At 44.2% G+C, this 13047-nt stretch carries 7 protein-coding genes; 3 read left to right on the top strand and 4 right to left on the bottom strand.

Features of this window, described 5'->3' with window-relative positions; all coding sequences use genetic code 11:
• Nucleotides 1-76: 76 nt before the first annotated feature.
• The gene (locus tag SVI_RS12505; protein ID WP_013051918.1) at nucleotides 77-2908 is read left to right on the top strand and encodes an ExeM/NucH family extracellular endonuclease; all 2832 of its coding nucleotides are present in this window, start codon (nucleotides 77-79) and stop codon (nucleotides 2906-2908) included.
• Between the two features lie 156 nt (nucleotides 2909-3064).
• Here the strand turns inward: SVI_RS12505 and SVI_RS12500 are convergent, their stop codons facing one another.
• The 4 genes from SVI_RS12500 to SVI_RS12485 form a co-directional block, all read right to left on the bottom strand.
• Complete coding sequence (locus SVI_RS12500) at nucleotides 3065-3385, bottom strand: YdbL family protein (protein WP_013051917.1); 321 nt, start codon at nucleotides 3383-3385, stop codon at nucleotides 3065-3067.
• A gap of 29 nt (nucleotides 3386-3414) precedes the next feature.
• A complete protein-coding gene (locus SVI_RS12495; RefSeq protein WP_172634466.1) occupies nucleotides 3415-3576 on the bottom strand; it encodes a YnbE family lipoprotein in 162 nt (53 codons plus the stop codon).
• A 294-nt stretch (nucleotides 3577-3870) separates the two neighbouring features.
• The gene (locus SVI_RS12490) at nucleotides 3871-7395 is read right to left on the bottom strand and encodes a YdbH domain-containing protein (RefSeq protein ID WP_013051915.1); all 3525 of its coding nucleotides are present in this window, start codon (nucleotides 7393-7395) and stop codon (nucleotides 3871-3873) included.
• 382 nt (nucleotides 7396-7777) lie between these two features.
• Nucleotides 7778-8626 carry a D-hexose-6-phosphate mutarotase gene (locus SVI_RS12485; RefSeq protein WP_013051914.1) on the bottom strand — a complete coding sequence of 283 codons (849 nt, stop codon included), beginning with the start codon at nucleotides 8624-8626 and terminating at the stop codon, nucleotides 7778-7780.
• A gap of 390 nt (nucleotides 8627-9016) precedes the next feature.
• Here SVI_RS12485 and SVI_RS12480 point away from each other — a divergent pair, with 390 nt between their 5' ends.
• Nucleotides 9017-10813, top strand: a complete 1797-nt coding sequence (locus SVI_RS12480) for an acyl-CoA dehydrogenase C-terminal domain-containing protein (RefSeq protein WP_013051913.1) — start codon at nucleotides 9017-9019, stop codon at nucleotides 10811-10813.
• 569 nt (nucleotides 10814-11382) lie between these two features.
• Nucleotides 11383-12174 (top strand): hypothetical protein, encoded by a 792-nt coding sequence (locus SVI_RS12475; protein ID WP_013051912.1) that lies wholly within the window; start codon nucleotides 11383-11385, stop codon nucleotides 12172-12174.
• Nucleotides 12175-13047: the final 873 nt, after the last annotated feature.

The following is a 13047-nucleotide window of genomic DNA, read 5'->3' as shown; positions in this document are numbered from 1 at the left end:
AACTTGAGTAATTTGAACGAAATAGTCAAATGCTCTAATTAAAACTGGGTTAAATGGATAATATTAAGGGGTTAATATGTTTACCAAAGTAAGTTTGCTTGCCTTGGCGATAGGTGGTGTTGCCACGTTCGCTCAGGCAGGCGATCATCTGATCATTTCTGAATATGTCGAAGGCAGTAGTAGCAATAAGGCCATCGAGTTCTACAATCCTACCAATATTGATATCGATCTCAGCCAATACCAAGTCGAATACTATTTTAACGGCAGAACTGATGTGGGTTCGACTATAGCTCTGACAGGAACTTTGGCTGGGGGGCAGACTTATGTTCTAGCCGATAATGATGCCAATACCGAAATCTTGGCGCTGGCTAATCAAGTGAGTAACTCGAGTTTTTTTAACGGCGATGATGCTATCGTTCTCAGAAAATCCGGTGTTGTGGTCGATAGCCTAGGTCAGGTTGGTGTAGATCCGGGTAGTCAGTGGGGCAGCGGTGATTTGTCGACTCAGGACAACACGCTTCGCCGGGATCCGGCTCAGCTTATGGGCGATAGCGTTATTGACGATGAGGTGAGCTTAGATACCTGGCAGGGTTTTGCCAAGGATGATTTTTCAGATCTTGGACAGTTTAATGCTGATCCAACAGATCCAACAGATCCAACAGAACCTGTGACACTTGTGTGTCATGACCTCTCTACGGCTATCCATACCATTCAAGGTTTGACCGATACCAGTCCACTCAATGGTCAGCTTGTCGAAGTCGAAGCCATAGTCACCAGTAATCAAGAAGCGGGTCTTAAGGGCTTGTTTGTGCAGATGGCCGACAATGAAGTAGACGGCGATCCCTTGACCTCTGAAGGTGTGTTTGTCTATACGGGCAGCGCGACCGGGTATCTTGCCGGTGACCGTATTCGTATTCAGGCTAAGGTAAAAGAATATAATGGCTTGACTGAGCTGACCGATGTGGCTGCTCATATACTCTGTGATTCGGCTCAGGCTATGCCAACAGCCGCTATAGTGACCTTGCCTATGGATGAAACCAGTGATCTCGAAGCGTTCGAAGGGATGCGCGTCAGTTTCAGCCATAACTTAACAGTGAACGAAGTCTATAACTTAGGCCGTTATGGTGAGTTACTGTTAGGCAGCCAACGTCATTACATAGGAACTCAAGTTGCCGCCCCTGGCAGCGAGGCACTGGCGGTAACTGCTGCGAATGCCAAAGATGCCATAGTGTTAGACGATGGACTGACATCGCAAAATCCAGATCCTGTGCGTTATCCAGCTCCTGGACTAAGTGCATCAAATACTGTGCGTGTCGGTGACACCATCACAGGACTCGATGCAGTAATGCACTACGGGTTTGGCAAGTATCGCTTGATGCCTATGGATACGGTTAATTTCGTCGCCGAGAATGCCAGAACTTCGGCGCCAATGCTCGCCGCAGGCGGTAACTTCACCCTAGCTAGCTTCAATGTGCTTAACTATTTCAATGGTGATGGCGCGGGAGCTGGTTTTCCGACGCCACGTGGCGCGGACACAGCTGCTGAGTTTACCCGTCAAAGAGACAAGATAATTGCTGCTATGGTTGCCATTAATGCCGATGTATTGGGCTTGATGGAGATAGAAAATGATGGCTTTGGCAGTGAGTCAGCTATAGCCGATCTGGTTTCTGGCCTTAACCTGGCAATAGGTGAGACACGCTACGCTTATGTCAGCGCAGCAACAGCCGCTGGCATAGGGACTGATGCTATCACTGTTGGCATGATCTATCGCTTAGACAAGGTGAGCCTGGATGGCGTGGCTAAGGTGCTTTCAAGCGCCAACTCACCATTGGATGCAAATAATAACCCACTGTTTAACGACGGTAAGAATCGTCCCATGCTGACTCAAGGCTTTAGACACTTAGACAGTGATGAGGTCATTGTGGTTGCGGTTAATCATTTTAAATCTAAGGGCAGTGATTGTGACAGCTTAGGCGATCCCGATATGAATGATGGCCAAGGTAACTGTAACTTGACCCGCACTCGCGCCGCCGAGGCGGTAGGTTTGTGGTTAGAAGCAGAGTACGGTGAGGCCGATGTGTTAGTGATGGGGGATCTCAATGCCTATGGGCAGGAAAATCCATTAACGGCACTTAAAAATGCAGGGTTTACCGAGTTGTTCGACCATCTCGATAAAGACAATGCATACTCTTATGTCTATTCGGGAGAGTCGGGTCAGCTGGATCATGCCCTAGCTAATGTTAGCCTGTTGGATAAAATCATCGATGTGACCGAGTGGCATATTAATACCGATGAGCCAAGATTGCTCGATTATAACCAAGAGTTTAAGTCAGACGCCCAGCTTATTGACTTGTACAACGCCGATGCATATCGCTCATCGGATCACGACCCTGTGATTATCTCTGTGTTACTTGGTGCAAATAATATTGCGCCGGTTGCCAGTTTTACCGTGTCTATTGATGGTGCAGTGGTGACGTTAAATGATAATTCCACAGATGAAGATGGTGAGATTGTGAGTTACTCATGGGAGTTAGGTGACGGCGCTGTCGCTGAGTCTGCTAGGGTCAGCCATGAATATGCACAAGATGGCGATTACCGAGTGACATTAACCGTTACCGATAATGATGGCTTAACCCATAACGTCTCGCAAACCGTCACCATAAATACCCAGGCTGACAAGGTTAAGCCTGTTGCTGTGATACAGCATATTGACCTCTGGTTTATCGACCTATTTGTGTCTATGAGCTTCGATGAAGATGGCTATATCACTAAACATACGTGGAAGTTTAACGATGGTAGTCGTGCATCGGGTCCATTGGCTATCAAGTTTGCCAGTCGTGCTAGTAAAGTGAAGTTAGTGGTTAAAGACAACGATGGCCTCAAGGGGAAAACAAGCCTCAAATTTTGATGCTTACTCTTCACGCTTTAATACTGCTAGATAGAGCCGCTGGATTGAGTTATAGCCATTGGTATTCACTCACTCAAAGCTAAATAACAGAAAGCCCGCGTTTGCGGGCTTTCTTATGGTGTTCAATCGATACAAGAAATGGCTGTTTTCAAAGCACTATTTCTTAATCCATTTTCCACTCTTAGTTTGAATGTATCGGCCTTTTTTGGTGGCATTCATCGCTTTTTCGGCAGCGCGTTTAGCAACTTCATTGACCGATATGCCATTCTTCTTGGCAATTTTTTCATAATGGACCTTACGCTTAGCATTGACCAGCTTGGCTAAGCTGTTGGCATCTTGGCTGCTTTTTACTATGCCTAAGTAACCATTTGTCTGCTCTCCCACCAGGCCTTGAGACTTAGCGTCATGTAGCGATATGGCAAATGCATTCAGGCTCAGCAATAGTCCTGCTGCGAGCACCAATAATTTGGTTTTCATTCCGTACTCCTTAAATTCTTGAGCCTGCTTTAAAACAGTTCATCGTTGGTGAGCAGCTCATCGAGCTCTTTATCGATCTTAATGATGATCTCATGCTCAATCTTAACATTCAGATTGATCACAATCGGCTTATCCGGTGGCTCAATCTTGATTGTGGGCGTACAGCCTGTGAGCGCCATTAATGCGATCATCGCGCTAATGGTCGTGGGCAATATAGGCAGTCTTTTCACTGGGAGTTCCTTTTCATGTCGGTATACCGATCGTTGGTACCGAACAATAATCTTAAAGCAATTAATTTTTTTTGATACTGGTTATCACTATAGGCTAGTCAAGATGACCGTAAGCTGAACACTTTTTGTGATCTGAACAGGCTTAGTTCATCGACAGTTCTATTTGAGTCTGTAGCTTATCGCCTATCTGAAAGCTCTTTAATGCTTACAGCAGGTTTCCTTTTGTATTTACATCCTCAAATCATCTTCAAGAAGTTAGTTCATCGACTGTTCTATTTGAGTCTGTAGCTTATCTCCGATCTGTAGGCTCTTTAACAGCTGCAGCATGTTTTCTTCTTGAGAGTAGTTCAAGTGAATAGGGCGTTCAATTCCTTTCGCTTTGCCTTTCACATTCACTTTCAATTCAGCATCCCCATTTGGGGCCATATCTAAGGTACTGGAGAGTTCAGAATATTCGAGATGCTCCATGGTGGAGAAGGCGAAATCTAAATAGGGTTGGGACTGACGCATCTGCTCAACCGCTGGGTTGCCACTGACAGAGATGAGCCCGCCGGGGGCTCTCGACGTTAGCCGGCCGCCGTTTATGGATATCTTTCCTTTGATTAGATCGACTGGCAGTACGCCATCGAAGATCCCGTCGGCATAGAGGCCTACTTGAGGCTGGATTGCCAGAAGTTGCTCAACCTCCAGCCCTTGAAGCACCAGATATCCATGAGACTTGTCGTGTAATCTCAAGTTAAACTCGGGTAACAGCAAGCGTCCGCCGAGGAGATTGCCACTGGCCTGCATCTGAATATTGGCTGCACTTAAGGTGTTTGTGGTTATAGGTTTCTTGTCTGCATCTGGAGTATCTAGTATTCGCGTTTCAGCTTCATCGTCTTGCTCTTTACCTGTTGAAATGCTGATCTTATCGTCATGGGAGATGCTAAAGTCTGCCTGGGCCTTGATATCTGTGATCAGTACACCTGGATTGAACGCAGCGGCAGAAAACTGGATATCCGGGCAGGCTAAGGTGTTGATATTTTCCCCTCCAGGCTCACGAGTTGCGGACTGATTTAGCTGCTCCATTTGATAGTGACAACTGGCCTGAATATCGGCTTGCTCGAAGGGGAGATTGTTAATACTGCCACTGAGGGAGGTGAGTTCAGGTGTGAAATCGATACTTATCTGAGTCGAATCATCATCTTTATTGAGCTCATATTCAGCCCGAAGCCTGGCATCACCCGTAATTGACAGGGAGTTTGGCAGGGCATAATTCTTGTTCACAAGGGCTAGGATATTGCTGATATCACTGTCTAAATTCAACTTCCCTGTTAGTTTCAGCTGTGAAGCACGAGTCTTAGTGCCAACTTTTGGCTTTAATCTATGTTGACTCACAAATTCCAGATCATCAAATTGCCAGTTTTCATGGGTATCTAATTTAACCCCATTCCAGTCTAATACTTGAGACAGACTCGCCGTGTAGAGACCTGACATTTTCTCGGTACGTTTTCTTTTGTTTTTAATATAGTGATGGGTCAGTTCGGCGTCATTTAGCTCATAGCGAGCGACATTGTGCCAAAGCCTGGCGGATAACATCTGACTTAAAGCTGTTGAAGACAAGTCAGATATCATCAATGAACTGGGCTTTTCTAAAGAGATATCTAGGCCAGATAGCGTGCCTAGGTATTCGCTTTGATCTGCCGATAGCACAGGTTTGTACATAAGCTCATTGTCTAGCTGAGCTAAGTGCAATGAGGGGACATTTATTTGTATTGCTTGTTCATCTTTAGCTGCTGAATGGGCCATTCGCTGCAGCACAAATTGACCTTGGCTGGTTAGGCGCGTCATTGCCGTAGATACCAAGAGACTCGTCGTTGAATTTGTGGACTGAATAAATTCAACATCGGCGGACTCGAGAGTGAAAGCCGATAAAGCCAATGTGCTATCGACTCTAGAGTCGGGGTGATTACTGGTTAGACCCTCAATCACTTGCTGTTGGTTGACTAACAAGTGGCTCATTGCCGAAGTTGTAAACTTGAGGCTGTTAGCATCTAAGCCTATCTCTTTACTGGCAGAGGCTAAATTTGTCTGTATGCCTTGCCTGTAGCGCGTTGGACCGATAGAAAATGTCAGTCTGGGAATGTCTAGGCTTACCGGATTGATCTCACTCGAGGTCATCACCAGTTCATCATGGCTCACTAGCTTGAGATCGTTAAGCTCCAATTGCAAGGGGGGGCTAGCTGCAAAATTTGTCGCTGATTTTTGTATAACAGCAGCTGGAATTAGCTTCACACTGTCTACTTGTGCCTGCAGCTTCGGCTTTATACTGAGTCTAAGTTGCTGCGAATCACTCGCTGTCGGTGTTTGAATCTTGATATCACCCGCCAAGGAGATAGATGAGGCACCGAGTTTGATGTCGCTTATGGTCTTGCTGTTAGGCAAAGAGCTTAGCTCGTTAGGCACCAGAGAGCTAAGTAGCAATGCTTGTTCACGGGACGCTGCAAACTGCCAATCGGTTTCGAGCTCGAATGCCTGACTCTGTGTGGGTATTTGCAGTGATAGCTTAGTTGCAGAAAGTGATGCATCTACCATGGCATCACGGATCATCAGTTGTGCATGGCTTAGATGAACCTTTTGTGAGGCAAAGGAATATGCTAAAGGCTTAGAAAGGGTGAATGACACCTTTATGGCTTGCTTTTCATCTTCTGGGCCGAGTTTCTTTTCGCTGGCCTGTGGAACACTCGTTCTGGATTCGAGTATCGTCGCCACGAGGGGGATGATCTTTTTATTATGGATAAGGGCTAACAGGCTGCTTACCTGCTGGCGACTCGGGCTAACCTCTAGGATGAAAGGCTGTAATGTGAGGGTTAGATCCGTAAGCTGGCCGGCGATTTCAAATTTAATCCTGTCTTGGGGCGAAGCTGCTGTAGCTGAGGAGCTGAGTGAATGAGGCGCCAAGGTGAGCTCATCAAAATGCATCAGTGTCAGGCTTGATTGCTTTAAAACATGGGACGACGTAAGTTGCGCCGATTTAAGATCCGCCGATTTAAGATCTAGGGTGGCGTGGGACTCAAGGCTGCCACTTAATACCAAGCCAAGTCGTTCACTCGCTTGTTTCAAGGCGAGCAGGGGCGCGAGGGCACTGGTATCTATATCTCGTGCAGTAATATCGGTGAGGAGTTTGTCTAATTCATCGAAGACTAGCCGGCTCGATACTTGCCATTCTTGCTCCATTAATTGGGCGTCTAACTGGAAAATGGCATGGCCGTTTCGACTGATGGCCGTACTTAGCTTGCCATCTTCATCTAAGGTTAAATGATCTATGGTCAGGCTTAAGACTGAAGCAGATATCCCCGCTAGGCTCAGTGAGGTAGTACCTATATCTATCTGAGGAAGTTTATTGAGATCAAGTGCCAGGGTCGGAACTTGCTCGTCAACATGCTTGCCCTCATTGGTTAATATATCTTGGCTGAGTTTGCCGTGGATATCTTTGATAGAAATTTTCTCTATTAAACTCATGACTCCGCTGCTAGATGCTAGCTGAGAATAGAGGCTGAAAAGGCTCATATTTCTATCTAAAATCACATCTAGGTCTGTGATGCTTATTTCACTGTCATGAACAGTTAACTTGAGAGTCGGGAGCTGCCAATGGTGTAAGGAGGTGGGCCTGATGCTCAGCTCATTGATTTGAGTGTTATATTCGACAAGATAATGATTGGCAGCGCTCAGCAATAATTTCTCGTAGCTTGTCATAAGAATGGCTACGAGCGCGAATAGACTGAACGTAAAAGCTAGCATGAGCCGCTTTGCACGTGAGAGACGACTTAACATTTAAGATTATCGGTATAGAGTGGAGATATATTGTGTGAGTTTAGCATGGAGTGATAGCCAATCGTAACAATATCATTAGCCCTTAGATAGAGTCATAAATGGCGTCGTGGGGTAAGTGCAACTGACTGATGGAATTCTGTTTTATGTCAGACAAACACAGATTGCTCCCACAAGAAGGCCGAAGTAAAAATAGTCCTTATAAAGCTAACTTACGTTTATGTTTTCCTGTATTAATCAGCACCATGACCATAAGATAATAAAAAAGGGCCTATTAATGAATAATATGCCCTTTTATTGAGATGCTGGTAATTACAAACTGATTACTTAGCCATTTATAGCTAAATACAGCTTAATTTTTCCAACTAATCTTAGTGGTCAACACATGGGTCTCATCGGGTGCAAGTGTGAGCTTATCTTCCTGCACATTAGCGGCCTCGAGACAGACCATAGTCTGGTAGTCATCGCTGTTGAAACGAGACAAGCGTTGAGACTTATCAATCCAAGGATTCCACAGTACTGCTGAGTGGCTGTTTTCACGGCTCACTTCAATGATGCCATCCGGGGTATGCAGCTCTTGGACGTCTGCCAACTGGGTATATACCCGATCGGTTTCTTTGTCGAATAGCACTTCATCATCATTTTGCTTAAATGGGCCTTCACCAAATTCTATGTATTTTGAACCTTTAAACCCGGTGGCTTTAAGCTGATGAATATCTGTAATCGGGAAATAGGTATGCAGGGCTTGAGTTAGACTCACGGGGTAGCTGGCCAAGTTAGTGTTCTTTAATGACACTGTTAGGGTGTCCGTTAAGGTGAATAGCATTTCGACGCGAGTATCATGGGGCCAGTAGAGCTTGTCTGCTTCACTTATCTTAAGGGTTAGCTTAAGTTCGACGGCCTGATTTTTCATCTGCACAGATTCAAGTGCCCAGAGACGGGTGCGGGCGAAGCCATGTTGTGGCCAGTCTGGGTTATCACTCATGCCAAACCAGGGCCAACACACAGGAATACCGCCTCGGATACCGGTACCTGGCTGGTAATCATCGGCGGATGAGACCCAAAGTAGCGGTGCTTTACCAACAGGCTGAAATAGATCTATCTGTGCACCCTGTAAGAAAATTCTCGCCTTACATAATGGCGTATTTACATCGACATATTCTAAGCCATTGCTGTGTTTTTTTGTGGTAACTGAGCCCATTTACTGCTTCCTCATTTCATCAATTCGCGCCGTACATTCAAGAAACTATATTTGTCTTTTTTATGTTCAAGCAGCGCAACTTATTTCAAAAACTGACGATTAGCTTACCTTGTTTCCTCGCCCTTCATAAGGGTTCGTTATGCTGAATTTAGGGTAACGCTGTTCTAGCTGTGGGACAAACTTTGACTAATGCTGTTTTTTAAACCAAATTAAGTAAAGTGGTCGGAGTTCTTCTCTTGTAAAATGATTAAGTTAAACGCATGATTGAAACTTGCGTATTAAAAGTTAATAGATATAAATCTAGGTATAAACTGACGAGATATCTAACAAAGAAGACCTGATAAATAACACCTGAGCTTTACCATTTTGCATAAAATAAAGGGAACAGGAATGCCAATATATCAAGCACCACTTCGTGACTATCAATTCGTACTCAATGAACTCCTTAATATATATCAACGCACTGAACTTAAAGGCTTCGATGAAATCGACGCCGATTTAGGTGACGCAATTTTGCAAGGGGTGGCGGATTTTACCACTGAGGTTATGTTGCCGCTGAATGGCAGTGGTGATGTAGAAGGTTGTAAGTTGGTTGATGGTAAGGTCATTGCCCCTAAAGGCTTTGCCGATGCGTATCAACAGTATGTAGACAATGGTTGGGCGACACTGACCTGCGATCCGCAGTACGGTGGTCAGGGGCTGCCTGAATCTATTGGTGTGTTTGCTACCGAGATGAAAACGGCGACTAATATGGCATTTGCTATGTATCCGGGTCTCACACATGGTGCTTATGCGGCTATTCATGCCCATGGCAGCGATGCACTGAAACAGAAATATTTAGAGAAATTGGTTTCCGGGGAATGGACCGGCACCATGAACCTGACCGAGTCCCATGCGGGGACAGATCTGGCTTTATTGAGAACTAAAGCCGTAGAGGCGGGTGAAGGACTGTTTGCTATCTCGGGTGAGAAGATATTTATCTCGTCGGGAGATCATGACTTGGCGGAAAATATCATCCACCTCGTCTTGGCCAGATTACCCAATGCACCGGAGGGGGTGAAGGGGATATCACTGTTTGCTGTGCCTAAGATAATGGTCAATGCTGATGGCAGCTTAGGCGAAGCTAACAGCTTATGTGCTGCGGCCCTCGAGCATAAGATGGGCATTCACGGTAACTCAACCTGTGTGATGAACTTCGATGCTGCCATAGGTGAGCTTATTGGTGAGCCGCACCAAGGCCTAAGAGCCATGTTTACCATGATGAACCAAGCCAGACTAGGTGTGGGCGTTCAGGGCTTAGGGGTATCAGAAATTGCCTACCAAAATGCATTGGCTTATGCCAAGGACAGAATTCAGGGCCGAGGCTTAAGTGGTGTAAAGGATGCGTCACAAGCTGCCGATCCTATTTTAGTCCACGGCGATGTTAGACGTATGCTGATGGCACAAAAATCCTTTAACGAGGGAGCTAGAGCCTTAATAGGTCAGCAAGCCTTGTGGCTCGATGAAGCCGAGCGTCATCCCGATGCCGATAAGGCAAAAGCGGCTAATAAGCTCGCGGCGTTATTTACCCCTATAGTAAAAGGTTTCATTACAGACAGAGGTTTTAATGCCTGTGTCGATGCTCAGCAGGTTTTCGGTGGCCATGGTTATATTCACGAATGGGGCATGGAGCAGTACGTACGCGACATTCGTATTGCTATGTTATATGAAGGGACCAATGGGGTGCAGGCATTAGATCTCGTTGGTCGTAAGGTGATGGGTGACAAGGGCGCGACCTTAATGGTTTGGTCTGAGATGGTTAAAACCCTTATCGGTGAAAACATGGGTAAGGATGCCATGAAACCTTATCTCGCCGGGCTGATGGATGCATCGGGGGATCTTGAGAAGGCGACCCAGTTTATGGCCGTCAATGCTGCTAAGAATCCGGATATCTTGGGCGCCGGCTCTATGCCATATATGCAGATCCTGGGGATCACTGTAGTGGCTTGGATGTGGACGCGCAGCGCAGTGACAGCCCTCGCTGCCCTAGAGTCAGGCACGCAAGATAAGGCTTTCTATGAGCGCAAGCTTAAAACGGCTCAATTTTATATGAGTTATTGGACGGTACAGACTCGTAGCCTGCGTAAGCAAATTGAATGCAGCAGTGAACTTCTGACTCAACTTGAAGAGACCGATTTTGATCTTTAGCCTGCCAGGCTAAGGCTAAGTTTGAATTTGAGTAGGAAGCTCGACCCTTAGCCACCGATAATACCAATAAAAAGCATAAATGCTCAGGCGCTTATGCTTTTTTATTTATGCAGCAAGAACTATTCAGCATGGTGTTGAGTATATGGCACTACTTTCTATATTATATTTTTAATATACTGAAAGGATGAATGCATTGTTTTCTCCAGAGAATACTTAATCGGTGTTTCCTTGTTATTAATCGGTTTGTGTTAATTAATATTGGTTAATGAAATCGTTTGATTAGTTTAGTCATAGCTGTATTTTATTTGCTCCTTTAAATTGGATGCGTGAGTTTTTAATGTGTGTTTATACTAGGCTAGATATAAGTGTAAATAGAAGTATTTCAATGGTAACTATTGGTGATAACTTTCTTAATATTTATATGATTCTTTGATCTAAAGGTTTATTTAAATGATAAATGATGGCTTTTTGGCATGTTTTTATTAGCTTGTAATTGAACTCGTATTTCATTTGTAATACATTGCTCGCTCAAGTTTATATTGATTAAATAATTTAAAGAGGCTAGGAAAATGCAAAATACATTTAAAAAGAAAACTCGTAATCATTTATTGTTATCGCTGGCAGTGTTATCTTTCGCAAGCAGTGTTAATGCCGAAGTTGTTATTAATGATCAGCAAGTAACACCTTCATACTTTTTAAATAATAGCATGACTAATGCACAGCTTTTGAAAGACAGCTTAGCGACCATAGATGCCGATGAAAATACCTACATTATTGAGACGGAACATCCTTCAGTTTCACAGTCTGGTGCTAATAGTCAGGAAGTGACTGTTGTAGGTATGACAAGTGGAGTGCAGCAGCATAAGACGATCAAATACACTGTTGTTGCAAATGATTATGAGCAAAATACCACTCCTGAATATGTAATAAACTCTAAAATTACCGGAACTGACTTCTTGGAACAAGCTGGAATACATATATATTCACCTAGCACTGTGACATTAGAAGGAAAGAGCTTGAGTTCACTTATTCCTACTGGAAGTAATACTAGTTTCGGAGTGACATCTCTAGATTTAAATGTTGATGGCGAACATGTTGCTGATGTTCAGTATAACCTTCAAGTGGGAAGCAATCTGATTGTTACTCCGGGAACTAATATGCCCGTATATTCACTAAATCAGTCTGTTGATGCTGAAGACTTGGTGGCAAATAGTGGCACAATAGTTAACACTAATGAAGATTTCATTTTCTTGGGTGAGATTGATACAAGTATCCTAGGTAACCATAAAGCAACATTAAAGGTTATAACTTTGACAACTGCTAGTTCAGAAGATATTACTTTAGGATATATGGTTAAATAGTTATAACAGTATTCCTTGGTAACTTTAGTGTAATAGGCGGCAACGTAAAATTGCCGCTTATTACACATGTATCAAGTTAATTCATTGTTTTAATATTCTTCGTGATTTTATTTTATACGTTATCTGTCGTGAATATTGCATTGTTATTTACAATCATATTAATGACACATTTTTTTTACAGCGTAGAACGTTTACCTATACCGTATATTATTACCCTATGTCGGTCAGTTTCAAACTGAGTAAGACAATTTAATATAAAATACAGTAATCATTTTTTCGGCATGTGTAATGTCACTCCTTGAGAATTCCACTATTCCACTATTCCACTATTCCACTATTCCACTATTCCACTATGTCACTATGTCAGTATGTCAGTATGTCAGTCGCCATTCCCCATAGCACTTCGGGAGTCTTGATGGTCCAGCAAGATGTCAAACCTGTCATTTACTCCCTCCAGTGTACCCACTAGATAATTTTAACGCCCACTAGACACCTAGTTTATTTGGCACGGTAAGTGTTTACCATCTCGTTTGGAGATGGATTCGGCCATTTTCTTTGCCATTATATGTTGTCAGTGAAAACCGTATCTATTTTATCTTGGGCATCACGTCCTGGGCTAATAGATGCTTGGGGGGATGTTAAGAATGCGAAACATTTTTTGGCCATCATTGTTCCTAATCATCCAGATGTTTTTGGCCCATGTTCTATGGCATATATGCAGGATCTCGGGATAGCTGTATTGGCCAGGATGTGGATTCCAACGCCGTGTCGGCGTTCGCCGCCTTAGAGTCAGGCATTGAAGCTTGGGCTTTCTATAGGGGAAAGTTTAAAACTGCTCATGTTTTGTATGAGTCATTGGACGGTAAAGCCCCG

The organism is Shewanella violacea DSS12 (assembly GCF_000091325.1).
In the GTDB taxonomy this organism is placed as follows: Bacteria; Pseudomonadota; Gammaproteobacteria; order Enterobacterales; family Shewanellaceae; genus Shewanella; species Shewanella violacea.
This window is presented reverse-complemented; position numbering and strand designations above follow the sequence as displayed.

What these genes read in the sequence shown, in the direction of transcription:
- SVI_RS12505 (WP_013051918.1), top strand. Translation starts at nt 77, where the DNA reads ATGTTTACCAAAGTAAGTTTGCTTGCCTTGGCGATAGGTGGTGTTGCC.
- SVI_RS12500 (WP_013051917.1), bottom strand. Translation starts at nt 3,385, where the DNA reads ATGAAAACCAAATTATTGGTGCTCGCAGCAGGACTATTGCTGAGCCTG.
- SVI_RS12495 (WP_172634466.1), bottom strand. Translation starts at nt 3,576, where the DNA reads ATGATCGCATTAATGGCGCTCACAGGCTGTACGCCCACAATCAAGATT.
- SVI_RS12490 (WP_013051915.1), bottom strand. Translation starts at nt 7,395, where the DNA reads ATGCTAGCTTTTACGTTCAGTCTATTCGCGCTCGTAGCCATTCTTATG.
- SVI_RS12485 (WP_013051914.1), bottom strand. Translation starts at nt 8,626, where the DNA reads ATGGGCTCAGTTACCACAAAAAAACACAGCAATGGCTTAGAATATGTC.
- SVI_RS12480 (WP_013051913.1), top strand. Translation starts at nt 9,017, where the DNA reads ATGCCAATATATCAAGCACCACTTCGTGACTATCAATTCGTACTCAAT.
- SVI_RS12475 (WP_013051912.1), top strand. Translation starts at nt 11,383, where the DNA reads ATGCAAAATACATTTAAAAAGAAAACTCGTAATCATTTATTGTTATCG.